We start from the raw sequence: 24,632 nt of genomic DNA, 5'->3' as shown, positions 1-24,632 counted from the left end.
TGGTTTGGTGCATGCCCACCTCGCCGCCACCACCTCACGAGAGGAATTCCGCCTGCTCGCGGCCGAGCATCGCTTCGTTCCGGTGACCCGTAAGGTCCTGGCGGACAGCGAGACGCCGCTGTCGGCGTACCGCAAGCTCGCGGCCAATCGGCCAGGCACATTCCTGCTGGAATCGGCGGAGAACGGGCGCTCCTGGTCGCGGTGGTCGTTCATCGGGGCCGGGTCGCCGTCGGCGTTGACTGTGCGCGACGGCGAGGCGGTATGGCTGGGTGCGGTGCCGCAGGACGCGCCCACCGGCGGCGACCCGCTGGACGCGCTGCGCGCCACCCTCGAGTTGCTTGCCACCGCGAAGATGTCGGGCCTGCCGCCGCTGTCCGGCGGCCTGGTCGGTTTCTTCGCCTACGACCTGGTGCGGCGCCTGGAACGGCTGCCGCAATTGGCGGTCGACGACCTGCAGCTGCCGGACATGGTGCTGCTGCTGGCCACCGACATGGCGGCCGTCGACCACCACGAGGGCACCATCACGCTGATCGCCAACGCCGTGAACTGGAACGGCACCGACGAGCGGGTGGACGAGGCCTACGACGACGCGGTGGCGCGCCTGGACGTGATGACCGCGGCGCTGAGTCAACCGCTGCCGTCGACGGTGGCCACTTTCGGCAGGCCCGAGCCGCGGCACCGCGCGCAGCGCACGGTCGAGGAGTACGGCAAGATCGTCGACTTCCTCGTCGAGCAGATCGCCGCCGGCGAGGCTTTTCAGGTGGTGCCGTCGCAGCGTTTCGAGATGGACACCGACGTCGACCCGATCGACGTGTACCGCATGCTGCGGGTGACCAACCCCAGCCCGTACATGTACCTGATGCATGTGCCGAATAGTGCTGGCGCAACGGACTTTTCGATCGTGGGCTCCAGCCCCGAGGCGCTGGTCACGGTCGTCGACGGCCGGGCGACGACGCACCCGATCGCCGGGACGCGGTGGCGTGGGCAGAACGAGGAAGAAGATCAGCTGCTGGAAAAGGAGCTGATGGAAGACGAGAAGGAACGCGCCGAGCACCTGATGCTGGTCGACCTTGGACGCAACGACCTGGGCCGGGTCTGCACGCCGGGCACCGTGCGCGTCGAGGACTACAGCCACATCGAGCGCTACAGCCACGTGATGCACCTGGTGTCGACGGTGACGGGCATGCTCGGCGAGGGCCGCACCGCGCTGGATGCGGTGACGGCCTGCTTCCCGGCCGGCACGCTGTCCGGTGCGCCCAAGGTGCGGGCCATGGAGCTGATCGAAGAGGTGGAGAAGACGCGCCGCGGTCTGTACGGCGGCGTCGTCGGTTACCTCGACTTCGCCGGGAACGCCGACTTCGCGATCGCCATTCGCACCGCGCTGATGCGCGACGGCACCGCGTATGTGCAGGCCGGCGGCGGCGTGGTGGCCGACTCCAACGGGCCGTACGAATACACCGAGGCCAGCAACAAGGCGCGCGCGGTGCTGAACGCGATCGCGGCGGCCGAGACGCTGACCGCGCCGGACGCGAGCCGGGATGGTTGATGTCCGGCGCGGCCGGCTGGCCATCGGGATAGCGCAGTTACTACTGGTGGTCGCGGCGGTCGGGCTGTATGCGGCGTCGCGGCTGCCGTGGGTCGTCATCCGGTCCTTCGACGGGCTGGGACCGCCGAAGGAAATCGTCTTGGCCGGCTCGTCGTGGTCGACGGCGCTGCTGCCGTTGGCGCTGCTCGACCTGGCGATGGCCGTCGCGGCGCTGGCGGTGCGTGGCTGGCCGCTGCGGGCACTGGCCGGGCTGCTGGCGTTGGCCAGCCTCGCCGTCGCGTACCTGGGCATCAGCCTGTGGGCCTTGCCCGACGTGGCTCTGCGCGGCGCCGATCTCGCGCATATCTCCCTGCTGACGCTGGTGGGAAGCGAACGGCGGTACTGGGGCGCGGCGATCGCCGTACTGGCCGCGGTGTGCACATTGATCGCCGCGGTCCTACTGCTGCGGTCGGCTTCGATTCTGGCGTCCGACCCTGCGGGGCGAGCAAAATACGTCGCACCCGCGACACGTCGCTCAATTGCGAGACGCGAAGACCCCGCGGGGGCGATGCTGGAGGAGCCGGGGAAACCAGAGATGTCGGAACGCATGATCTGGGACGCGCTTGACGGGGGACGCGACCCGACCGATACGCCCCGCGAGTCTGACACCGAGGGTCGGTGACGGGTCGCGAGCCGACGGTCGCTACCCTTCATTCACGTCGCCGAAACAGGTTGGGGACCGGTTAGGTGACAGACGGTAACTCTGGGAAGGGAAACGACAGGCATGAGTCCGGCAAGCGTGCTTGACTCCATCCTCGAGGGAGTCCGGGCCGACGTTGCCGCGCGTGAAGCGCAGATAAGCCTGTCCGAGATGAAAGCTGCCGCCGCCGCAGCGCCTCCGCCGCTGGATGTGATGGCAGCTTTGCGCGAGCCCGGCATCGGGGTTATCGCTGAGGTCAAGCGCGCCAGCCCATCGGCGGGTTCGTTGGCGACCATTGACGATCCGGCGAAACTCGCGCGCGCCTACGAAGACGGTGGCGCGCGGGTGATCAGCGTCTTGACCGAGGAACGCCGCTTTCACGGTTCGCTCGACGACCTCGACGCGGTGCGCGCCGCGGTGTCGATTCCGGTGCTGCGCAAAGACTTTGTGGTCCAGCCGTATCAGATCCACGAGGCGCGCGCCCACGGCGCCGACATGTTGCTGCTGATCGTCGCCGCGTTGGAGCAGTCCGCGCTGGTGTCGATGCTGGACCGCACCGAATCCCTTGGCATGACCGCCCTTGTCGAGGTGCACACCGAACAAGAGGCCGACCGCGCACTGAAGGCCGGGGCCAACGTGATCGGGGTCAACGCCCGCGATCTCACGACGCTGGACGTGGACCGCGATTGCTTCGCGCGAATCGCTCCGGGCCTGCCCAGCAACGTGATCAGGGTCGCCGAGTCCGGTGTGCGCCACACCGGAGACCTGTTGGCGTACGCCGGCGCGGGAGCTGACGCCGTCCTGGTCGGTGAGGGCCTGGTCAAAAGCAATGATCCCCGTGCCGCGGTCGCCGATCTGGTCACCGCCGGCACCCACCCATCCTGTCCGAAACCGTCGCGCTGAAGCTTGGCAGAGCCGCTGCCGTGCCCGGGCGCTGAAACGTCGAACCCGATGAAATGGTAGATCTAACCCGCCCCGAGCTTCCGCTTTCGAGCGCGGCTATCTCCGAACCCACCCGGCACGACCCGGATCCGGGCGGCCATTTCGGCGTGTACGGCGGTCGCTACGTCGCCGAGGCGTTGATGGCGGTGATCGAAGAGGTCACGGCCGCCTACGAGAAGGAACGCGTCAACCCGGACTTCCTGGACACCCTCGACGAGCTGCAGGCCAATTACGCTGGCCGGCCCTCGCCGCTGTACGAGGCGGAGCGCCTCGGCGAGCATGCCGGCTCGGTGCGCATCTTCCTCAAACGAGAAGACCTGAACCACACCGGTTCTCACAAGATCAACAACGTGCTCGGTCAGGCTTTGCTCGCCAAGCGGATGGGCAAGACCCGGGTCATCGCCGAGACGGGGGCCGGGCAGCACGGCGTGGCCACCGCGACCGCGTGCGCGCTGTTCGGCCTGGAGTGCGTGATCTACATGGGCGCCGTCGACACCGCGCGTCAAGCGCTCAACGTGGCGCGAATGCGGTTGCTGGGGGCCGAGGTCGTCTCGGTGGAGACCGGCTCGCAAACGCTCAAGGACGCCATCAACGATGCGTTCCGGGACTGGGTTACCAACGCCGACAACACTTACTACTGCTTCGGCACCGCCGCCGGGCCGCATCCCTTCCCGACCATGGTCCGCGATTTTCAGCGGATCGTCGGCCTGGAAGCGCGCGTGCAGGTCCAGGCGCAGGCCGGCCGGCTGCCCGACGCCGTCGTCGCCTGCGTCGGCGGGGGTTCCAACGCCATCGGAATCTTCCATCCCTTCATCGACGACCCCGGCGTGCGGCTGGTCGGCTATGAGGCCGCCGGCGACGGCGTCGAAACCGGAAGGCACGCAGCCACATTCACCGGTGGATCGCCCGGCGCGTTCCAGGGGTCGTTCTCCTACCTGTTGCAGGACGAGGATGGGCAGACCATCGAGTCGCATTCGATCTCGGCGGGTCTGGACTATCCCGGGGTCGGTCCCGAACACGCCTGGCTCAGGGAAACGGGTCGCGCGGAGTATCAGCCGATCACCGACGCCGAAGCGATGGAAGCCTTCGGCCTGCTGTGCCGCACCGAAGGCATCATTCCGGCAATCGAATCCGCGCACGCCGTCGCCGGTGCCCTCAAGCTGGGCAAGGAGCTGGGCCGCGGCGCGATCATCGTGGTGAATTTGTCGGGCCGCGGGGACAAGGATGTCGAGACGGCGGCCAAGTGGTTCGGCTTGATGGACGACCGGAATAAGCGATGACGGTGGAACAGAGCCAGGCGAGCAGGCTTGGGCCGGTGTTCGACTCCTGCCGCAACGAGAATCGGGCGGCGCTGATCGGGTACCTGCCCACCGGTTATCCCGACGTGCCGGCATCGGTGGCGGCGATGACCGCCCTGGTCGAATCCGGTTGCGACCTCATCGAAGTCGGCGTGCCCTACTCCGATCCCGGTATGGACGGCCCGACGATCGCGCGGGCCACGGAGATGGCGCTGAGCGGGGGAGTGCGAGTCCGCGACACGCTGGCCGCGGTCGAGGCGATCAGCCGGGCCGGCGGTCATGCTGTGGTCATGACGTACTGGAACCCGGTGCTGCGCTATGGGGTTGACGCATTCGCGCGGGATTTGGCGTCGGCGGGTGGGTACGGACTGATCACCCCCGACCTCATCCCGGACGAAGCCCAGCAGTGGATGGAGGCCTCCGAGGAGCATCGGCTGGACCGCATCTTCCTGGTGGCGCCGTCGTCGACCCCGCAGCGGTTGGTGACGACGGTCGAGGCATCGCGCGGATTCGTCTACGCCGCCTCGACGATGGGGGTGACGGGGGCACGCGATGCCGTGTCGAACGCCGCACCCGAACTGGTCAGCAGGGTGAAGGCGGTGTCCGACATACCCGTCGGTGTGGGCCTCGGTGTGCGGTCGCGAGAGCAGGCCGCCCAGATTGCCGGCTACGCCGACGGCGTGATCGTCGGTTCGGCTTTGGTGTCCGCGCTCGGCGAGGGTTTGCCCCAGTTGCGGGCGCTCACTGAGGAATTGGCCGCCGGCGTGCGGGTGTCCGCGGCATGACGATGTTGCCCACGTATTTCCCCAGCCCGTCGCAAGGTGTCTGGCACTTGGGGCCGTTGCCGATTCGTGCCTACGCGCTGTTCATCATCACCGGGATCATCGCCGCGCTCATCATCGGCGACCGGCGCTGGGCCGCCCGCGGTGGCCAGCGCGGGGTGATCTATGACATCGCCTTGTGGACGGTGCCTTTCGGTTTGATCGGCGGAAGGCTGTATCACCTGGCCACCGACTGGCGGACCTATTGGGGACCCGGCGGTGCGGGCCTGAGCGCGGCGACGCGGATCTGGGACGGCGGGTTGGGCATTTGGGGCGCGGTCGCCCTCGGCCTGCTGGGCGCCTGGATCGGCTGTCGGCGCCACGGAGTTCCGCTGCCGGCGTTCATCGATGCGCTGGCCCCGGGAATCATCTTGGCGCAGGCCATCGGTCGGCTCGGGAACTACTTCAATCAGGAGCTCTACGGCCGCGAGACCACCGTGCCGTGGGGCCTGGAGATCTTCTATCGCAGGGACCCATCCGGATTTATCGACCCGCATTCGCTCGACGGCGTCTCGACGGGGCAACTCGCCGTCATCGTCCAGCCGACGTTCCTGTACGAATTGCTCTGGAATCTCCTCGTTTTCGTCGCCCTGCTGTACATCGACAAGCGGTTCACGATGGGCCACGGCCGGTTGTTCGCGTCTTACGTCGCGCTGTACTGCATCGGGCGCTTCTGGGTGGAGCTATTGCGCGACGACACCGCGACACACATCGCTGGTATCCGGATCAACACGTTCACATCGACTTTCGTGTTCATCGGTGCCGTGGTGTATATCATGGCCGCGCCGAAGGGCCGCGAGGATCCCGAGAGTCTGCACGGCAAAGACGATGCCGCCGACGACGAATCCGATTCGGAAGTCAAACCGGCGAAAGAACCCGCAAAGGTGGCCGCGGCTAGCGCTGCGACGGCAGCGGCCCCGGTGGTCGCGGACAAGGACGACGGACCGCCCGATTCGGGCGACACCGCCGAGGCCGTAGACGCTGTTGACGCGGAGGACGTGGAAGCCGAAGAGTCGGAAGCAGAAGAACCCGAAGCCGACGAGCCGGAAGCCGAAGAGTCCGAAGCTGAGGCGCTAGACGCCGAGGCTGAAGAGGCCGAAGAGTCGGAAGCCGAAGAGCCCGAGGAACTCGAGGAGCCGGAGGCCGCGGTCGACGAGGCCGCCGAGATCGAAGAGCCGGAAGCTGAAGAAGAGGCGGAGGCTGAAGCGGCAGCGCCGGAAGCCGACGAGCCTGAAGCTGAAGCGCTAGACGCCGAGGTTGAAGAGGCCGAAGAGTCGGAAGCCGAAGAGCCCGAGGAACTCGAGGCTGCGGTCGACGAGGGCGAAGCCGACGAAGAGCCCGAAACCGAAGAGCCGGAAGCCGACGAGGCCGCCGAGATAGAAGAGCCCGAAGCTGAAGACGAGGCCGAAGAGGCAGAAGTCGAAGAAGCTGACGAGCCCGAGACCGCCGAAGAGACCGAAGCCGAGGCCGAGGACGACGCCGCCGCCGACGATGCGGCCCAAGACGAATCCGCCGCACCGCCAGCGGCTAGCACGCCGTCGCCTGCGGCGCCCGACACGCAACCCCGCCGGCGGTGGCCGTTTCGGCGCAGGAATGGCCGGTAGCGGACGAGCTGCTGGCCGGCGCAGAGGGCCCGGCAAATCACGCTGAATCTGGCATGCTGAAGGCGTGACAGATCCGTCGTGGCACGATCCCGCGGAACCGGGCCCGCACTCACCGCCGCCTGGCTATCCGCCGCAATACCCGCAGTACCCGGCGCCGAACTTCGATCCGTCCGCGCCCTACGGTCGGCATCCGGTGACCGGACAGCCGTACTCAGACAAGTCGAAGCTCACCGCAGGGCTGTTGGAGCTGCTGGCCCTGGTCGGGATCGGCGGTATCGGGCGCTTCTACATCGGCGATACCGGCATCGGTGTCGCACAGCTGCTGACGGGCCTGTGTGGCATCGGCCTGATCTGGAGCATCGTGGATGGGGTGCTGATGCTGGTCGGCAGCGTCAACGACTCGCAGGGGCGCCCGCTGCGCGATGGAACGTAATTCGGGCGGGGAGCCCTCGACACGGTGTGATCATCACGACTCGCACCGTCATCGCGTTCCGATCGCAATCGGCACGGGTGCGTTGCTGGCCGGGGCGCTCGGCTACATCGGGTTCACCAACCCGCACGATCCGCAGTCGGTGTATCCGCAATGTCCGTTCAAGATGCTCACCGGCTGGAATTGCCCGTTCTGCGGCGGCCTTCGGATGATGTACGACCTGCTGCACGGCGATCTGCCGGCCAGCATCAACGACAATCTCTTTGCGCTACTTGGCATTCCGCTGCTCGTCGGGTGCGTGCTGATGCGGCGCCACCAGGACCGGACCGTGCTGCCGTTCGGTGCGGTGCTGACGATCGTCGCCGTGACGGTCGCGTGGACGGTGTTGCGCAATCTGCCTGGATTCCCGTTGATTCCGACGGTCCTCGGTGGGTAGCCGCGGCGATGACGCCGAGCCGGAATTCTCAGACGGCTCAAGACCCGGCCACCTTCGGGTCACCACGATCTCGCAGAGCAGGACTAAGCTGATTTGGCGTGACTAGACGCGGGAAAATCGTCTGCACCATTGGCCCTGCGACTGCGTCGGACGAGTCGATTTTGGCCCTGGTGGAGGCCGGAATGGACGTCGCCCGCCTCAACTTCAGCCACGGCGACTACGCCGACCACAAAGCCGCCTACGAGCGGGTGCGCGCCGCCTCCGACGCCACCGGGCGCGCCGTCGGCGTGCTCGCCGACCTACAGGGTCCCAAGATCAGGCTCGGGCGCTTCGGCACCGGGTCCACGTATTGGGCCGACGGCGAATCGATACGCATCACCGTCGCCAACTGCGAAGGTACCCACGACCGGGTGTCGACCACCTACAAGCGGCTTGCCTCAGACGCCGTCGTCGGCGATCGCGTGCTGGTCGACGACGGCAAGGTCGGGTTGATCGTCGACGCCATCGACGGCGAGGACGTCATCTGCACGGTCGTCGAGGGCGGCCCGGTCAGCAACAGCAAGGGCATGTCGCTGCCCGGGATGAACGTCTCCGCACCGCCCTTGTCGGACAAGGATATTGAAGACCTCACCTTCGCCCTGAGCCTTGGCGTCGACCTGGTGGCGCTGTCGTTCGTGCGTTCGCCGTCGGACGTCGAGCTGGTTCACGAGGTGATGGACCGGGTGGGACGGCGGGTGCCGGTGATCGCGAAGCTGGAGAAGCCCGAGGCGATCGACAACCTCGAGGCGATCGTGCTGGCTTTCGACGCCATCATGGTGGCCCGTGGCGATCTGGGCGTCGAGCTGCCGCTGGAAGAAGTTCCACTGGTCCAGAAGCGGGCCATCCAGATGGCCCGGGAAAACGCGAAACCGGTGATCGTGGCCACCCAGATGCTCGAGTCGATGATCGAAAGCTCGCGGCCCACCCGGGCCGAGGCGTCCGACGTCGCCAACGCCGTGCTCGACGGCGCCGACGCGGTGATGTTGTCCGGGGAAACCTCGATCGGGAAATACCCGCTGGCCGCGGTCCGCACGATGGCGCGCATCGTGACGGCGGTCGAGGACAACTCCACGGCCGCCCCGCCGCTGACCCACGTGCCGCGCACCAAGCGCGGAGTGATCTCCTACGCAGCCCGCGACATCGGCGAGCGGCTCGACGCCAAGGCCCTGGTCGCGTTCACCCAGTCCGGCGACACCGTGAAGCGGCTGGCCCGCCTGCACACGCCGCTGCCGCTGCTCGCGTTCACCGCCTGGCCCGAGGTGCGGAGCCAGCTGGCCATGACGTGGGGCACCGAGACGTTCATCGTCCCGATCATGGACTCCACCGACGAGATGATCCGCCAGGCCGACAAATCGCTGCTTGAGCTGGGCCGTTACAAGCGCGGTGACATGGTGGTGATCGTCGCGGGCGCGCCGCCTGGCACAGTAGGGTCAACCAACCTGATCCACGTCCACCGGATCGGGGAGGACGACCTCTAAGGAGAGCCCGTGCCGCCCGGCGATCAGCCGAACGATCCAGACCAATCGACGGCTGACTTTGACGAACTGCTGGCGGTCCTGGACCTCAACAGCATTGGCGAGGATCTGTTCATCGGATCCCATCCCAGCAAGAACCCGATGCGAACCTTCGGTGGACAGCTCATGGCGCAGTCGTTCGTCGCCAGCAGCCGCAGCCTGGCCCACGAGGTGCCGCCCAGCGCGCTGTCGGTGCATTTCATCAACGGCGGCGACATCGACAAGGACATCGAGTTCCACGTCATCCGGCTGCGGGAGGAGCGACGTTTCGCCAACCATCGCGTCGACGCGATTCAGGACGGCGTGCTGCTGTCGTCGGCGATGGTCGCGTATATGTCCGGCGGCAGTGGCCTCGAGCACGCCGTCCAGCCGCCGCCGGTGGAGCAGCCGCACGCGTACCCGCGGCTCAGCGAGCTGCTGGCCGGCTACGAGGAGACCGTTCCGCACTTCGTCAATGCGTTGCACCCGATCGAATGGCGTTACACCAACGACCCGTCTTGGGTGATGCGGGACAAGAGCCAACGACTGCCCTACAACCGGGTCTGGATGAAGGCCCGCGGCGTGCTGCCCGCCGACCCGGTGCTGCACACGGCGACGATGGTGTATTCGTCGGACACCACGGTGCTGGACTCGATCATCACCACCCACGGCTTGTCCTGGGGGTACGACCGGATCTTCGCCGCGTCCAACAATCACACCATGTGGTTTCACCGGCAGGTCGACTTCAACGACTGGGCCCTGTACTCGACGTCGTCACCGGTGGCCGCCGATTCACGCGGGCTGGGCAGCGGTCATTTCTTCGACCGCTCCGGTCGCGTCGTCGCCACGGTGACGCAAGACGGTCTGCTGAAATACTTTCCGCCCTCGCGCTGATCAGGCGTACCTTGGGATTAGCCGGGTATTCGATGTCGCAGCGGCTCCGAGGCCGCTTAGGGGAACCTCAGCGCATCGGGAGGTGATCATGAAGGGTCCACCGGTCGACATCTCGCTAGGGCTGCGCGTGCGTGAACACGTTGTGGTGCCGGTTAATTCGGTCGTGGCCCGCTGCGTCGGCGCGTTGGCTCTACTCAGCGCCGCGGGCTGGCTATTGGTGATCGTCGCGCACCATCATCATCGCCCGGAGTGGCATTACGCCGGCCGCCTGGGCTGGTCGCTGACCGTGCTGGCCGCGGTGGCGTTCATCGCCCGCGGCATCTTTCTGGGCCGGCCGGTGACGACGATGCACGCCGGTGTCGCCGCCGTGTTCGTCGTGGCCGGAATGGGCTCGCACGTACTGGGATTCGACGTCTTCGGGCACCTGCTGATCGCGGGCTCCGGAATGGTTCTGATGTGGCCGACGACATCGCATCCCCGGCCGCAAGACCTGCCCCGAGTGTGGGCGTTGATCAAGAAAACCGGCGACGACGCGTTGGCGCCGTTCGCTCTGCAGACGGGCAAGAGCTATCACTTTTCGGCCGCGGGCACCGCGGGGCTGGCCTACCGAACGCGGATGGGGTTTGCCGTGGTCGGCGGGGACCCGGTCGGTGACGAGGCGCAATTCCCGGAGCTGGTCGTCGATTTCGCCGCGATGTGCCATGCGCACGGCTGGCGCATCGCGGTGGTCGGCTGCAGCGAGCGTCGCGTCGCGCTGTGGACCGATCGCGCCGTCATCGGACAGACGTTGCATGCGGTGCCGATCGGCCGCGACGTCGTCGTCGAGGTGTCCGCTTTCGACATGGCGGGCCGCAAATTCCGCAATCTGCGTCAGGCGGTGAAACGCAGCCACAACGCGGGTATCACCACCGAGATCTTGGCCGAGCAGGAACTGGACGCCGCACATCTGGCTGAACTCACCGAGGTGGTGCGCGAGTCGCCCAGCGGATCCCATAGCGATCGCGGCTTTTTCATGAACCTGGACGGCGTGCTCGAAGGCCGGCTCCCCGGGATACAGCTGATCGTCGCCAGGGATGCCGAGGGAAAGGTGCAGGGTTTCCACCGCTATGCGAGGGCCGGTGACGGCACCGACCTCAGCCTCGACGTGCCGTGGCGGCGCCGCGGCGCCCGGGGCGGGATCGACGAACGGCTCAGCGTCGACATGATCATGGCCGCCAAAGATGCTGGGGTGCAACGGCTATCGCTCTCATTCGCGGCGTTCCCCGAGATTTTCGACGACAAGCATCGAGGCCGGCTGCAGCGGGTGTTCTATCGGCTGATCCACGTCCTGGACCCGTTGATCGCGCTCGAGTCGCTGTACCGGTACGTGCGAAAGTTTCACGCGCTGGACGCGCGTCGCTATGCGCTCATCACGCCGACCCAGGTGCTGTGGCTGGTGTTCGTCTTGCTCTCGTTGGAGTTCATGCCGCGCCGGCGACACCTCTGAGAGCTAGCCGATCTGCAGTCGGTCGCAGCGAATGCCGTTGGGCAGGTGGTGAGTAGCCACCACGATCGTCTTGTGCGGCGGCATCAGACCGCGGGTGGGCCCCAGCAGATCGAGCAGGATTTGCTCGGCGTCGGACGCGTCGAGGTGTTCGGTCGGCTCGTCGAGCAGTACGACCCGGGCGGGCGAAAGCACCGCTCTGGCCAGTAGCAGCCTGCGGCGCTGGCCCGCCGAGACCGCTTGCGCGCCGCCCGTCAGGACCGTGGACAGGCCCTCGGGCAGGCTCGCCAGCCATGGGCCGAGGCCGACGGCGCCCAACGCGGCCGTCAGCTCGTCGTCGCCGCAATCGCCGCGCGCGACCAGGAGGTTGTCCCGGACGGTCGTTGCGAATACGTGCGCATCTTCGGCGAAAAAGCTTACGGTCCTGTGCAATTCATCGTCATCGAATTGGCCGAGCCCGGTCCCATCGAGTAGTACCCGCCCCGCCAGCGCCGGTACCAGGCCGGCGAGCGTCATCAGCAGGGTTGTCTTGCCCGAACCGCTGGCGCCGGTGACGGCCAGTCGCGAGCCCGGCTCGAGGTCCAGCGTCACCCGATGAGACACCGCCCCCGCGTGACCGGAAACCACCTCGGCGGTCAGCCGCCCTGTCCCGCTCGGCCGTGTGAGGTGTCGCGTCGACGTCTTTACCGTGCCTTGCGGCGCGGTCAGCTCGAGCAGTCGGCGTGCCGAGATCCGTGACCGGACCAACTGCACGGCGGCGGCCGGTAGGGGAGTAATCGCCTCGAATGCCGAGAGCGGCAACAACATCAGAACGGCCAGCGTGGTGGGTGCGACCGCGGGCGCCAGCGCGATCCCGGCCACCACCGCGCCGAGCACGCTGGCCCCGATCGCCGCGGTGGGCATGGCCTCGGCGATGGCGGCAGGCCGGGCAGCGGCGTCGAGCGCATCGCTCCAGGCGTGTTGCCGGAGTCGCGATTCGGCGATGACACCGGGGAGGGCGCCGGCCACCCGAAGCTCGGGCGCGTGCTCGAGCGCGAGCATCGCCGAGATGTCGCGGTCCGAATGATGTTGGCGGGCAGCCTCTTCCTGCGCCGCGGCCGCCCGGCCGGCAAGCCAGGGCGCCGCGATGCCGGCGACGAGCAGGCAAGTGGCCAGCACGATGCCGGCGGGGACGGAGATCGCGGCGACGGTCGCCGTCGCGGCCAGCGCCAGCACGGCGGCGACACCAATCGGCACGATGGCGCGCACCAATACCTCGGCCAGCTCGTCGACGTCGGCGCCCACGCGCGCCACCAGTTCACCGCTGTGCAGCGCCGCGGCCGTCGTCGCCGGGCCGTGTGCCAGCCGCCGATAGATCTGCACCCGCGCCTCACCGGCCGCGCGTAGCGCGGTGTCGTGGCTGGCCAGTCGCTCGCAGTAATGCAGGACGCCGCGCGAGATCGCGAAGGTGCGGACCGCGACGACCGCAACCGACAGGTCCAGCACGGGCGGCATCTGCCAGGCCCGCGTGATCAGCCACGCCGACACCCCGGCCAGCGCCAGCGCGCTGCCCAGGGACAACACCCCGAGCGCGATGGCCGCCAGGACACGGGGTAGCCGCGGGCGCAGCAGGCCCGCGGCCAGCCGGAGCGGATCAGACCGGCGCATAACGCACCCGATCGTCCGAGACCACCTCGACGACCCGATCACCGATGGCCAGCACGGCGTCGCGGTGACCGACCACCACCACCGTCGCACCGGAGCGGGCGCGCTCGCCGATCGCGCGCAGTACCCGCTGTTCGGTCGCGGCGTCCAGGTGCGCGGTGGGCTCGTCGAGCAGCAGCACCGGTGCCGTCGATCCGAGCGCTCGCGCCAGCCCGAGCCGCTGACGTTGTCCCAGTGACAGCCCGACGCCGCCGCGCCCGAGCACCGTTTCCATTCCGTGTGCCAGCTCGGCCAGCACCGCATCGAAACCCGAATCGGCGCATGCCGTTTCGATGTCGTCCAGCGGCCCGAACAGTCGCAGGTTGTCCAGGACGGTTCCCGGGACCAGCGCGGGGCGCTGCGGTAGCCACGACAGCTGTCGCCACCACGCCGGCAAATCCAGTTCGGTGACGTCGATGCCGGCCACGGTGACCCGGCCCGACGACGGCACGGTGAGCCCGGCGATCGCCTGCAGCGCGGTGCTTTTGCCCGCCCCGTTTCGTCCCGTCAGCACCGTCACCCGCCCGGGTTCGAGCACCGCGGACAGCTCATGCGGTGAATCGCCGTCGCGCCCGGCCACGCTGAGGTCTTGCAGCCGGATCGGCACACCCCGGGCCGCGACCGTGTGGACTCGTGCCGTGGCATCGGCGGGTTCGCCGATGAGCGAGAACGCCTTGTCCGCTGCGGTTCTGCCGTCCTGTGCGGCGTGGAACGCCACGCCGATGCGGCGCAGCGGCCAATACACGTCCGGCGCGAGCAGCAACACCGTCAGGCCGGCGGTCAGGGTCATGTCGCCGAACACCAGGCGCAGGCCGATGCTGACCGCGACCAGTGCCACGCCCAGCGTGGCGAGTAATTCGAGCACCAGCGCCGACAGGAAGGCGATCTTCAAGGTCGCCATCGCCGAGCGCCGGTGCGCGGCAGCGAGTTCGGCGATGCGTTGTTCCGGCCCCGAGGCGCGGCCCAGGGCTCGCAGCGTGGGGATGCCGGCGATCAGGTCCAGCAGCCGGCCCTGCAGCGTCGTCATCGCGGCCAGCGCCGACGCCGACCGGTCGGCCGTCACCAGCCCGATCAGCACCATGAAGACGGGGATCAACGGCAACGTAATGACCACGATGACCATGGATCTCAGGTCGTAGAGCGCGATGACGGCCACCGTGGCCGGCGTCAGGATCGCGGCCAGCAGCAGGGTGGGCAGGTACCCGGTGAAATACGGCCGCAGGTCGTCGAGCCCGCGGGTGACGACCACCGCGGCCGCATCCCGCTGCGCGGCGAGTTCGTGGGGCGCACGGGCCGTCACGGCTTCCAACACCTGGCTGTTGAGGTCGGCGATGATCGCACTGGCGCCGCGTTGACCCAACCGCGCCTGCAACCACTGCGCGACCGTACGAATAATCCATAGCGTCAGCACAATTGACAGCGGCCCGAACCAGTCCCGCAGGTTGCGCGCGGCGGGATCGGTGACGATGCGTGCGACGATGCTCGCCAGCACGATCGCCGAGCCGATCGCGCAGCCGGAGATGATCACTCCGCAACACACCGCCGCGGTCAGGTAGCGGCGCAGCGCGATCGACGCCCGCCACAGTCGCGGGTCCAGGGGAGCGCGGGAGGCCATGGCAGCCCTCGTGCTCAGGACGAACGCCGCGCCAGGCCGATGGACGGCGGGATGTGCTCAGACGAGATCCGTTGCCGGAACACCCAATACGTCCACGCCTGGTACACGACCGTCAGCGGTGCGAAAAATGCGGTCACCCACGTCATGATCTTGAGGGTGTACGGCGTCGACGAGGCGTTGTAGATCGTGAGGCTCCACTGCTCGTTTAGCGTCGACGGGACCAGGTTCGGGTACAGCGAGCCGAACAACAAGATCACCACCGACGCGACTACCACCGCGGTGCACAGGAAGGCCCAGCCGTCGGAGGCGCGTCGCCAGACCAGCGCCACCGCGGCCAGCTGCGCGACGACCGCCGTCGCCAGCACCAGCCAGGTCCAGCCCTTGCCGTGGGCCATCTGCGTCCAAAGCCCAAAGGCGCCAACCAGTCCCGTGACCGGTAGTGACAGCCACACCGCGAACCGGTGCGCGTCGTCGCGGATCGGGCCGGCGGTCTTGAGCGCGACGAACACCGCGCCGTAGAACAGGAACAGCCCGCCCGTCGCGAGGCCACCCAGCAGCGTGTACACGTTGAGCACGTCGCCGATCGACAGGTGGATGTGGCCGCCGCCGTCCACCGGAAGCCCGCGGACCAGAATGGCGAAGGCCACGCCCCACAGCACCGCCGGCAACCACGAGCCGGCCGCAATCCCGAAGTCGGCCAAGGCCCGCCACTTCGTGTCGTCGATCTTGCCGCGCCATTCGATCGCCACCGCGCGCACGATCATCCCGAACAGGATCGCCAGCAGCGGCAGGTACAGCGTGGAGAACACCGTCGCATACCACCCGGGGAACGCGGCGAACATCCCCGCGCCCGCGGTGATCAGCCACACTTCGTTGCCGTCCCACACCGGGCCGATGGTGTTCAGCGCGGTGCGCCGGTGCGTTTCCGGATCGCCCGTGCCTGAACGGCCCAAGTGAGCGAACGGCTCCATCAACATGCCGACGCCGAAGTCGAAGCCTTCCAGGATGAAGAAGCCGAGGAACAGCACGGCGATGAGAACGAACCACACTTCTTGAAGTCCCATGGCTTAACTCCTTCCCGATCGGTCGATCAATAGGCGAACGACAGTGGCGCCACCTCGTCGTCGCCGGGTGCCGGCGGCGGGGCGGGTTCCGCGTCGTGTTCCCGCGGCCCCTCGGCGACGTACCGCTTGAGCAACCAGAACCACAGGACGGCGAGCACCGCGTACACCAGGGTCAGGGTCACCAGCGAGGTGACGACCATCCCGGGAGCGTGGTCGGAGACGCCCTGGCTGACGGTGAGCCGCACCTGCTGGTCGCCGGTGGGATTTGGCACGACGAGCCAGGGCTGGCGGCCCATTTCGGTGAACACCCACCCGGCGCTGTTGGCCAGGAACGGCGTGGGAATGGTCAGCAGCGCGGCCCAGGAGAACCAGCGCCCCGTCGGGGTCCGGCCGCCGCGGGTCAGCCACAGCGTGGCCAGCGCGAACAGCACCGGGATCGCCATCAGCCCGATCATCATCCGGAACGACCAGTAGGTGACGAACAGGTTGGGGCGGTAGTCATTTGGCCCGAATTTGTACTCGTAGTTCTGCTGGATGTCGCGCACGCCCTGCAGCGTCACGCCGCTGAATTTGCTCTCGGCGAGGAAGGGCAACACGTAGGGCACCTCGATGACGCGGGTGATGCTGTCGCAGTTGTTGTGGGTGCCAACCGTCAGGATGGAGAAGTCGGGGTCGGTCTCGGTGTTGCACAACGATTCCGCCGACGCCATCTTCATCGGCTGCTGGACAAACATCAGCTTGCCCTGCTGGTCGCCGGTGAAGAACAGCCCCGCCGTGGCGATCAGTGCGACCCAGCACCCAAGGATGGCCGCGGGGCGAAAGATGTTGCCGGCGCCCGATTCCGGCTTGCGGCGCGAACGGACCAGCCACCACGCGCTGATGGCGGCGACGAAGGTGCCCGCGGTGAGCAGCGAGCCCGCGACCGCATGTGAGAAGGCCGCTCGCGCAGTGTTATTGCTCAGCAGCGCGCCGATGCTGAGCAACTCGGCGCGGTGGGTCGCCGGGTTGTAATGCGCGCCGACCGGGTGCTGCATGAACGAGTTCGCCGAGATGATGAAGAACGCGGAGACATTGACCGCGATCGCCACGACCCAGATGCAGGCCAGGTGCACCAAGCGCGGCAGCCGACTCCAGCCGAAGATCCACAGCCCCAGGAAGGTTGACTCGAAGAAGAAGGAGGCCAGGCCCTCCATCGCGAGCGGGGCGCCGAAGATGTCGCCGACGAACCGCGAGTACTCGCTCCAGTTCATGCCGAACTGAAATTCCTGCACGATTCCCGTCGCGACGCCGATGGCGAAGTTGATCAGGAACAGCTTGCCGAAGAACTTTGTCAGGCGGTACCAGGCCGTGTTGCCGGTGGCCACCCATGCGGTCTGCATGACGGCGACCAGGGGAGCCAGGCCGATGGTCAGCGGCACGAAAATGAAGTGGTAGACGGTGGTGATGCCGAACTGCCACCGCGATATGTCGACGACATTCATGTGTCATCTCCCCGAACTACGGCCAACTACGACACAGTGTAGTAGTTACATGCGGGTGGCGCTAGGGCTCACCGTCGACAGGGACCCGAGTCACACGTGGGCCGTGCGTGATTCGTCGGCGACGTGGCGGCTTTGGTCGGCGGTGGGTTTGCGGCCGGTGAGGTACCAGGTGCGCATCACGCCCTTGCCCTTGACTTCGATGCGGCCGCGCTCCTGCAGGACGAAGTCGTCCTTGAGGCGTTCGTAGACGTCCTCGGGAACTTGGATCCGCCCCACCGAGTCGGTCGATTCCATCCGGGCCGCGACGTTGACCGCGTCGCCCCACACGTCGTAGAAGAACCGGCGCGAACCCACCACGCCGGCGACCACGGTCCCGGATGCGAAGCCGATCCGCAGCGGCACCGAAAGGCCATGGGGGTCTTCGAGTTTGGCGGCGACCACGACCATGTCGAGCGCAAAATGGGCCAGCGCCTGCGCGTGGTCTGGCCGGGGGCGCGGGACCCCGCTGACCACCATGTAGGAGTCGCCGCTGACCTTGATCTTCTCCAGCCCGTGCTTGTCCACCAGTTCGTCGAACGCGCTGTAGAGGCGGTCCAGGAATTTGACCAGATCGCAAGGCGCGGTGGAGCTGGCGCGTTCGGTGAAGCCGACCATGTCGGCGAACAGAACCGACGCCTCCTCGTAGCGGTCGGCGATGACGTCGCGCTCGGGTTCCTTGAGCCGGTCGGCGACGCTGGCCGGCAACATGTTGGCCAGCAGCGCCTCGGATCGCGCGTATTCGGCCTCCATGACGGCCTCGGCGCGCTCGGTGTCACGCAGGGCGAACCACACCGTCACGACCACCATCGCGCACGCCGCCACGGTGGTGATGACGAAGCTCATCGTCATTGCCCAGGGCGGTTCCAGCCCCGTCGAGCGGGGGACCAGGAACTGCAGCAGGACCACCAGGGCCACGCCGAGGGTGGCCAGCAGCGCCGCCAGGCCGATGCGTTCGATCCCGAGCTGCAACACCACGAGGCTGGCGGTCGTCACGAGGAAGTACTGCACCCCGCCGCCGGTGCCCACGTCCCAGCAGGTCACGACGACCGCGGTGTACGCCGTGAAGATGAAGATGAGCGGCGCAAGCAAGTCTCCGAAGCGGTTGAGCCACGGGACCGAGGCGAAGATCGCGCCGGTGATCAGATTGACGGTTTGGATGGGGTAGGCCGCGGGCCCGGACCAGAAGCCGAGAACGGTGAACACGAGGCACACCGCCACACCCATCAGGGCGTTGATGTTGAGGACCCTGATCCGGCGGGCGTGACTGTCGGCGTAGTGGTCGTTGCGGGCGCGGTTTTTGGTCCGCACTGCTGCCTTGCAGTCCGGACGTGTCGACGAGCCATCCTGACGATCTGGTGGGGCGCCGCATTTCCTAGCCACCACGCTAAAAGCGTAACCGCTGCCCGGAAGATTCCCCAGCGTGAGCGCGAATTCTGCCGGGCCATCGCCCGTGCGGCGTCAGCGCGTGGACGACCTCGCGGTGGGCCGAGTCGGCATGTCGGCCAGCTGCCGACGGCGCGGGTTCCACGTCTTGTCCCGAACCTCTTGTGGCGCTAGGTATTTGCCGGACGAAGTACGCGTGGCACGGTCGCGACGGACCCTGGGGAGCTGCTGCAATTCGCCGCGCGGCCGAAAGCCGGGCGCGGCGCGTCGCACACGTCGCGGTTGGCCGCCGACGCGGGTCTGCTTGGTCCGCTCCGCGGTGCGGCACGGCATGCTCGCCGCCATCGCGAGTCGCCAGTTCCACATCGCCGCGGCGCGCTTCGACTGCGTCCACGTCACCACGCGTTGCGGCTCACCCATGCCGCTCATCCTTGCGCGTGACGGCCGTTCGCGCGCGCCGAGGCAGTCGTGCTGGCCGCCTAGAACGTCACGTTCCCAGAGGGCTTGAGTGCGAATCCGTGTTGTCCGAGGCTGGTGTCCATGCAGGCGACCAGCCCGTCACCTCCGACGGCGCAGGTCACGTTCTGGTAGGACAACTTCTGCCCGGCATTCAGCAGCGTGCCGGAGTTGAACGTGCCGATGGGGCAGTTGGTCAGCTCGTTGTCCAGGCGGAATCCCGAAGTCCCCCAGTCCGCCACCTTGCCGATCGCGCACGACCGGGTGGGCGTCGCACCCGATGCCACGCCGGGTATGTCGCCCTGGCAGCTGATGCCCTGCGAATCGCCCGCGGGCACCGGGTCGGTGGTCGCGGCGAAGACGCACTGGATGTTGTAGGGCGTCGAAAAGGTGACGAAGCGCTTGGGGCCTTTGGGGCCCGTCGAGATGTAGTTGTCGACCGGCACCGGGGCGAACCCGTCGAGATTGGGGAAGCCGGGCGGGAGCGCGGCGGCCCGGGACCCGCATCCCGCCACGGCCACCGCGGCCGCGGTGATAGCGGCGGCCAGGATCCGCACGGTGCGAACTGCGGCAGTGCTCATCGAGTCCTCCTCGGTTAGGGATTGATGTTGAAGGTCGTGGTGTAGGTGCGCGGGAAATAGGGCGGTCCCTGAGTGGGATCGTTGGGCGGCGGTTGCCAGCCCTCGGGGATGGGCCAGGTGCTCACGCGCATGGTGACCTGTTCCTGGCCGTTGGGCAGGACGTCCACCTTGGTGATGGTCGGACCGTAGGGCACCGACGGTGTGTTGCCGGTACTGGCAATGCTGGGACTGGTGAGCGCTTGCGGGGTGGAGTTCAGCAAGCCCTCCGGGGTTGCGGCCGTGAGGCCGACGACCGGCTGGCCGTTGCTGGCGCTGGTCAGCAGGTAGCCGCCCTTCGGAAGGGCGACGATCTGATTCTCGCGGTCACCCGCGCCGACGTTATTGAAGGTGCCCGTCTGGTGCATGGTGTTCATCCACGCGTTGGGAGAGTCGCCGGGCTTGATGGGGTCGGATTGCCACAAGGCCCGCTGACCGTCCGCTCCGACATTGCCGACGATCACCATCCGGTTGGTCTTCGGGTCGTACACGCCGCTGGCCTGCGAAATACCGACCTGCTGCCCGGTCAGCGAGATACCGCGGAGAGGCCCGAGGTCCTTCGTCGGATCGGCAAGATTCTGCACATGAGAGTCGCCGCCGATGTAGTTCTTCGGGTCGCTGCCAGGCACGTACTCCTTGACGCTGTAGAACGCGTATTGCTGGCCATTCGGCCCGACCGCGGTGCCGGTGGGCAGGGGACGCGATCCCTTGGGAACGGGAAACGGGTTGTCGCCGTCCCACTGCGTACCCGGTATGTGCAGCTGTGGCTTGCCGTCGTGCGGGTCGCCGGTGATCAGGATTCCCGTGCCGGGGATCGTCACGCCCAGGTCGTACGGGGACCCATTTTGCTTCTCCTGGCTCGGGTCGGATCCCGGCCCGGCGATGGTGGGATCGTGCTCGGTCGGGTCCTCGCCCCCCTCCTTGAAGTTCAGCGTTCCCCAGCCCGCCGACATCGCCCGCAGCTCGCCATTGACCCGCGATTCGCTGCCCACCAGCATCGTGACCCGGTGCCCGATCACGCCGGCGTGCGCTTCCGCTAGCGCCAGTCGTTGCTCGTACTGCTCCTCGGTTTCGGCCTCATGCGTGTCGGCGACGGAATAGTCCTCGCCGACCTCGAAGCCGTCGCGTTCGGCGTCGTCGACGGCATCGAGCGCGGTGCGGGTTCCGGCCTCCAAGGTGTCCTGCCAGCGCTGAGTCGACGCCGCCACTTCCTCCCAACTCCACGTGAACGGCCGGGCGACCGACATGTCCAGCCCCGCCTGATTGATCGCCGCGGCGCCGGCTTTGCCTTCCCATTCGACGCCGCCCGGGTGCTGCACGTCCTGGGCCAACTGCTCAAGCGAAGACTGCGTCTTCGGCCCGATGGTCTGCAGGTAACCGCTCAACTGCCCGAAGTAGGAGTAGTCGGACGCTCGCAGCTGCGACAGCGTCGGGACGTGCGGGGTGTCGTCAGCCATCAGCGCGGCAACACCGCGTGCAGACGGTCAGCGCCATGCTTGTCGTTCTGCGCGTACGCGGTGCCCGCGGCGTCGTACCCCGCTGCCCGTGAGTTGATGCGCGCGGCGACCGCGGACACGTCTTTGGCTGCTCGCGCGGCGGCGCGTCGTGCCGTTGCCGCGCTGGATTGCCAGCCCGAAGTGGAGATGGGCGGCGGCTTCGCCGCGGCGGCCAGCTCGCCACCGACACTTTCGCACTTTTTGGCGAGCTGATGTAGCCCAGATACCAGCACCTTTAGACGAAGGCCAGGCGTCTGGGGCACCAGAAAAGTTTATCGAGATTCCGGTCGCCGTCACTTCACAATCTGGCCGGCCGGCAAACGCCATGGTGTTGCGCCGTGGTGCCCTCGGTGAGATTCGAACTCACACTGCACGGGTTTTGAATCCGTTTCCTCTGCCAGTTGGGATACGAGGGCGTGCCCGGCCTACTACCTTAAGCGGCCTCCCACCATAGAGGATGCGTGCGGTCGTCTGCTCCCACCGCCCCCGATGTCGCAGGTCGACGCCGTCCACGAGAGAATGTCCGTCATGACAGGCCCCACGACCGACTCCGACGCCGCCGCGCCGCGCCGGGTCCTCATCGCGGAAGACGAAGCGCTCATCCGCATGGACCTTGCCGAGATGCTGCGAGAGGAGGGTTACGAGATCGTCGGCGAGGCCAGCGACGGGCAGGAAGCCGTCGAGCTGGCCGAGCAGCACAATCCCGACCTCGTGATCATGGACGTGAAGATGCCGCGCCGCGACGGCATCGACGCCGCGTCGGAGATCGCCAGCAAGCGCATCGCACCGATCGTGGTGCTGACCGCCTTCAGCCAGCGCGACCTCGTCGAGCGGGCGCGCGACGCCGGGGCGATGGCGTACCTGGTGAAGCCCTTCACGATCAGCGACCTGATTCCCGCCATCGAATTGGCCATCAGCCGGTTCAGCGAGATCAGCGCGCTCGAGCAGGAAGTCGCGACGCTGTCCGAGCGGCTGGAGACCCGCAAGGTCGTCGAGCGCGCGAAGGGCCTGCTGCAGGTCAAGCAGGGCATGACCGAGCCCGAAGCCTTCAAGTGGATCCAGCGCGCGGCGATGGACCGCCGGACCTCGATGAAGCGGGTGGCCGAAGTCGTCCTGGAAACCCTCGGGGACGAGTCAAAGACCGAGGCCGAGTAGGCCGTTCGCCGTTCGGGTGTGCGCTGACGGCGTCGTGTGTGAAGTGGCGGCATCGGGTGTGCGCTCACGGCATCGATAGTGAACCCGCGGCTTTGAGTGTGCGGCAGGGGCCGCGACACGCCGGGAAAGCCCGCCGCTGACGCACACTCAAGTATGTGAGCGCGCGCGCGACGCGCGTTGAGAACTAGCGCGCGACGATCACCGACGAGCCGTGGCCGAACAGACCCTGGTTGGCGGTGACGCCGACCTTGGCGTTCTCCACCTGCCGGCCGGTGGCCTGACCACGCAGCTGCCAGGTCAGCTCGCAAACCTGGGCGATCGCCTGGGCCGGAATGGCCTCGCCGAAGCACGCCAGCCCGCCCGACGGGTTCACCGGCACCTTGCCGCCCAGGGCGGTCGCGCCGCTGCGCAGCAGCTGTTCGGCCTCGCCTTTGGGGCACAGCCCCAGGTGCTCGTACCAGTCGAGCTCTAAAGCGGTGGACAGGTCGTAGACCTCGGCCATGCTCACGTCCTCGGGACCGATGCCGGCTTCGGCGTAGGCGGCGTCGAGGATCTGGTCCTTGAACACTCGCTCCGGTGCGGCCACCACGGCGGTGGAATCCGTTGCGATATCGGGCAATTCGGGCAGGTGCTGCGGGTACTGCGGGGTCACCGTGCTGACCGCGCGCACCGACGGTACGCCGTCCAGCGAACCGAGGTGCTTACGCGCGAACTCGGCGCTGGCCACGATCAGAGCGGCGGCGCCGTCGGAGGTCGCGCAGATGTCGAGCTGCCGCAGCGGGTCGGAGACCACCGGGCTGGCCAGCACGTCCTCGACCGCGGATTCCTTGCGGTAGCGGGCATTTGGGTTCTGCAACCCGTGCTGGGAGTTCTTCACCTTCACCGCAGCGAAGTCCTCCGACGTCGCGCCGTACAGGTCCATCCGGCGCCGCGCCAGCAGCGCGAAGTACACCGGGTTCATCGCCCCGATCAGGTGGAACCGCTGCCAGTCGGGGTCGTTCTTGCGCTCGCCACCGACGGGGGCGAACGCGCCCTTCGGCGTGGTGTCGGCGCCGATCACCAGCGCGACATCGCAGAACCCGGCCAGGATGTGGGCCCGGGCGCTCTGCAGGGCCTGCGAACCGCTGGCGCACGCGGCGTAGCTCGAGCTGACCGGCACGCCGTTCCAACCGAGCTTCTGCGCGAACGTCGACCCGGCGATGAAGCCGGGATAGCCGTTGCGGATGGTGTCGGCCCCGGCGACCAGCTGGATCTGCCGCCAGTCCAGGCCGGCCTCGGCCAGCGCGGCGCGCGCGGCGACCACGCCGTATTCGGTGAAGTCGCGGCCCCATTTGCCCCAGGGGTGCATGCCGGCGCCCAGGATGTAGAGCGGTTCGGGTGTGCTCGTCGTCATTATCGGCGCTCCTCCTCATCGCTTCGCTCTGCATCGTCGCCGCCGAATGCGATCCTCCACGCGTGCACGAGGCGCTGCACACCGTCGTCGTCGGTGTACAGCGTCATGGTGGCCAGCTCCATCTCGATGCCGACCTTCAGGTCCGCGGCCAGCGTGCCCTCGACGACCTTGCCCAGCACGATGATTCCCTCGTCGGCCAGCTCCACCGCGGCGATGGCGAATGGCTCAAACGGCTCGGCGGCCGGATACGGCGCGGGTGGGGGATACCGGTTTTCGGTGTAGCTCCACAACTTCCCCCGCGTCGACAGCGCGACGGACTCCAATGTGTCGCTGGCGCAGGCGGGGTTGGGGCAGTTGTTCTCCCGCGGCGGGAAAACGTAGGTGCCGCACTCGGGGCACTTGCTGCCGATCAGATGCGGGTTTCCGGCGTCGTCGGCGGCGAACCATCCGGCGATCGCGGGTTCTGTACTGGTGACCTCTGGCACTCGGCCAGACTACCCAGCTCAAACACATAACTGAAACGTGTTGCAGTTCTGGTGGGCAGGCTCGCTCGTCGTACCGGGTGCCTAGAGTGAGACGCGTGCC

Annotated in this window: 22 protein-coding genes, 1 tRNA gene and 1 pseudogene; 12 read left to right on the top strand and 12 right to left on the bottom strand. The window is 67.6% G+C overall.

Annotation, left to right across the window (positions count from 1 at the left end; genetic code table 11):
* Positions 1-7: 7 nt before the first annotated feature.
* From MRAB57_RS24210 to MRAB57_RS24160, 11 genes are all read left to right on the top strand, one after another.
* Positions 8-1,546 carry an anthranilate synthase component I gene (locus MRAB57_RS24210; protein WP_077090821.1) on the top strand — a complete coding sequence of 513 codons (1,539 nt, stop codon included), beginning with the start codon at positions 8-10 and terminating at the stop codon, positions 1,544-1,546.
* Positions 1,539-2,207 (top strand): TIGR02234 family membrane protein, encoded by a 669-nt coding sequence (locus tag MRAB57_RS24205; RefSeq protein ID WP_077089595.1) that lies wholly within the window; start codon positions 1,539-1,541, stop codon positions 2,205-2,207. Before MRAB57_RS24210 ends, MRAB57_RS24205 begins: the two co-directional genes overlap by 8 nt.
* A gap of 102 nt (positions 2,208-2,309) precedes the next feature.
* Entirely contained in the window at positions 2,310-3,128 is an 819-nt protein-coding gene (gene trpC / locus MRAB57_RS24200; protein WP_077089594.1) for an indole-3-glycerol phosphate synthase TrpC, read from the top strand.
* A 53-nt stretch (positions 3,129-3,181) separates the two neighbouring features.
* Positions 3,182-4,447, top strand: coding sequence for a tryptophan synthase subunit beta (trpB, locus tag MRAB57_RS24195; protein ID WP_077089593.1), 1,266 nt, complete (start codon positions 3,182-3,184; stop codon positions 4,445-4,447).
* Positions 4,444-5,250 (top strand): tryptophan synthase subunit alpha, encoded by an 807-nt coding sequence (gene trpA, locus MRAB57_RS24190; protein WP_077089592.1) that lies wholly within the window; start codon positions 4,444-4,446, stop codon positions 5,248-5,250. Before trpB ends, trpA begins: the two co-directional genes overlap by 4 nt.
* Positions 5,247-6,890 (top strand): prolipoprotein diacylglyceryl transferase, encoded by a 1,644-nt coding sequence (locus MRAB57_RS24185; RefSeq protein WP_077089591.1) that lies wholly within the window; start codon positions 5,247-5,249, stop codon positions 6,888-6,890. The genes trpA and MRAB57_RS24185 overlap by 4 nt, the downstream gene beginning before the upstream one ends.
* Before the next feature lie 64 nt (positions 6,891-6,954).
* The gene (locus tag MRAB57_RS24180) at positions 6,955-7,323 is read left to right on the top strand and encodes a TM2 domain-containing protein (RefSeq protein WP_077089590.1); all 369 of its coding nucleotides are present in this window, start codon (positions 6,955-6,957) and stop codon (positions 7,321-7,323) included.
* Positions 7,313-7,756 (top strand): DUF2752 domain-containing protein, encoded by a 444-nt coding sequence (locus MRAB57_RS24175; RefSeq protein ID WP_077089589.1) that lies wholly within the window; start codon positions 7,313-7,315, stop codon positions 7,754-7,756. The genes MRAB57_RS24180 and MRAB57_RS24175 overlap by 11 nt, the downstream gene beginning before the upstream one ends.
* Before the next feature lie 98 nt (positions 7,757-7,854).
* Positions 7,855-9,273, top strand: coding sequence for a pyruvate kinase (pyk, locus tag MRAB57_RS24170; RefSeq protein ID WP_077089588.1), 1,419 nt, complete (start codon positions 7,855-7,857; stop codon positions 9,271-9,273).
* Between the two features lie 9 nt (positions 9,274-9,282).
* Positions 9,283-10,182, top strand: coding sequence for an acyl-CoA thioesterase II (locus MRAB57_RS24165; RefSeq protein ID WP_077089587.1), 900 nt, complete (start codon positions 9,283-9,285; stop codon positions 10,180-10,182).
* 88 nt (positions 10,183-10,270) lie between these two features.
* On the top strand, positions 10,271-11,668 hold the full coding sequence (locus tag MRAB57_RS24160; protein ID WP_077090820.1) for a bifunctional lysylphosphatidylglycerol flippase/synthetase MprF: 1,398 nt from the start codon (positions 10,271-10,273) through the stop codon (positions 11,666-11,668).
* Here the strand turns inward: MRAB57_RS24160 and cydC are convergent.
* From cydC to MRAB57_RS24115, 10 genes and pseudogenes are all read right to left on the bottom strand, one after another.
* Positions 11,581-13,312 (bottom strand): annotated as a pseudogene (gene cydC / locus MRAB57_RS24155) (thiol reductant ABC exporter subunit CydC). The gene MRAB57_RS24160 and the pseudogene cydC overlap by 88 nt on opposite strands.
* Positions 13,299-14,963, bottom strand: coding sequence for a thiol reductant ABC exporter subunit CydD (gene cydD, locus MRAB57_RS24150; protein WP_083743518.1), 1,665 nt, complete (start codon positions 14,961-14,963; stop codon positions 13,299-13,301). Before cydD ends, cydC begins: the two are co-directional and overlap by 14 nt.
* Before the next feature lie 14 nt (positions 14,964-14,977).
* On the bottom strand, positions 14,978-16,027 hold the full coding sequence (gene cydB, locus MRAB57_RS24145) for a cytochrome d ubiquinol oxidase subunit II (RefSeq protein ID WP_077089585.1): 1,050 nt from the start codon (positions 16,025-16,027) through the stop codon (positions 14,978-14,980).
* Positions 16,028-16,053: 26 nt separating this feature from the next.
* Positions 16,054-17,508 (bottom strand): cytochrome ubiquinol oxidase subunit I, encoded by a 1,455-nt coding sequence (locus MRAB57_RS24140; protein WP_077089584.1) that lies wholly within the window; start codon positions 17,506-17,508, stop codon positions 16,054-16,056.
* Between the two features lie 90 nt (positions 17,509-17,598).
* A complete protein-coding gene (locus MRAB57_RS24135; RefSeq protein WP_077089583.1) occupies positions 17,599-18,930 on the bottom strand; it encodes an adenylate/guanylate cyclase domain-containing protein in 1,332 nt (443 codons plus the stop codon).
* Between the two features lie 75 nt (positions 18,931-19,005).
* Complete coding sequence (locus MRAB57_RS28670; protein WP_157900659.1) at positions 19,006-19,350, bottom strand: hypothetical protein; 345 nt, start codon at positions 19,348-19,350, stop codon at positions 19,006-19,008.
* Between the two features lie 59 nt (positions 19,351-19,409).
* On the bottom strand, positions 19,410-19,967 hold the full coding sequence (locus MRAB57_RS24130) for a hypothetical protein (protein WP_245835998.1): 558 nt from the start codon (positions 19,965-19,967) through the stop codon (positions 19,410-19,412).
* 14 nt (positions 19,968-19,981) lie between these two features.
* On the bottom strand, positions 19,982-21,460 hold the full coding sequence (locus tag MRAB57_RS24125) for a hypothetical protein (protein WP_077089582.1): 1,479 nt from the start codon (positions 21,458-21,460) through the stop codon (positions 19,982-19,984).
* A complete protein-coding gene (locus tag MRAB57_RS24120; protein WP_157900658.1) occupies positions 21,460-21,762 on the bottom strand; it encodes a hypothetical protein in 303 nt (100 codons plus the stop codon). Before MRAB57_RS24120 ends, MRAB57_RS24125 begins: the two co-directional genes overlap by 1 nt.
* A gap of 76 nt (positions 21,763-21,838) precedes the next feature.
* Positions 21,839-21,915 (bottom strand) — tRNA-Leu (locus MRAB57_RS24115).
* Between the two features lie 112 nt (positions 21,916-22,027).
* Here MRAB57_RS24115 and MRAB57_RS24110 point away from each other — a divergent pair.
* Positions 22,028-22,654, top strand: a complete 627-nt coding sequence (locus MRAB57_RS24110; protein ID WP_108638134.1) for an ANTAR domain-containing response regulator — start codon at positions 22,028-22,030, stop codon at positions 22,652-22,654.
* 184 nt (positions 22,655-22,838) lie between these two features.
* Here MRAB57_RS24110 and MRAB57_RS24105 read toward each other — a convergent pair whose 3' ends face one another.
* Positions 22,839-24,047 (bottom strand): lipid-transfer protein, encoded by a 1,209-nt coding sequence (locus MRAB57_RS24105; RefSeq protein ID WP_077089580.1) that lies wholly within the window; start codon positions 24,045-24,047, stop codon positions 22,839-22,841.
* The gene (locus MRAB57_RS24100; RefSeq protein WP_077089579.1) at positions 24,047-24,532 is read right to left on the bottom strand and encodes a Zn-ribbon domain-containing OB-fold protein; all 486 of its coding nucleotides are present in this window, start codon (positions 24,530-24,532) and stop codon (positions 24,047-24,049) included. The genes MRAB57_RS24105 and MRAB57_RS24100 overlap by 1 nt, the downstream gene beginning before the upstream one ends.
* Between the last annotated feature and the right edge of the window lie 100 nt (positions 24,533-24,632).

Origin of the sequence: Mycobacterium rhizamassiliense (assembly GCF_900157375.1) — a bacterium.
Taxonomy (GTDB): Bacteria; Actinomycetota; Actinomycetes; order Mycobacteriales; family Mycobacteriaceae; genus Mycobacterium; species Mycobacterium rhizamassiliense.
Note: the sequence above shows the minus strand (reverse complement) of the source record. Positions and strands in the feature narration are given on the sequence as shown.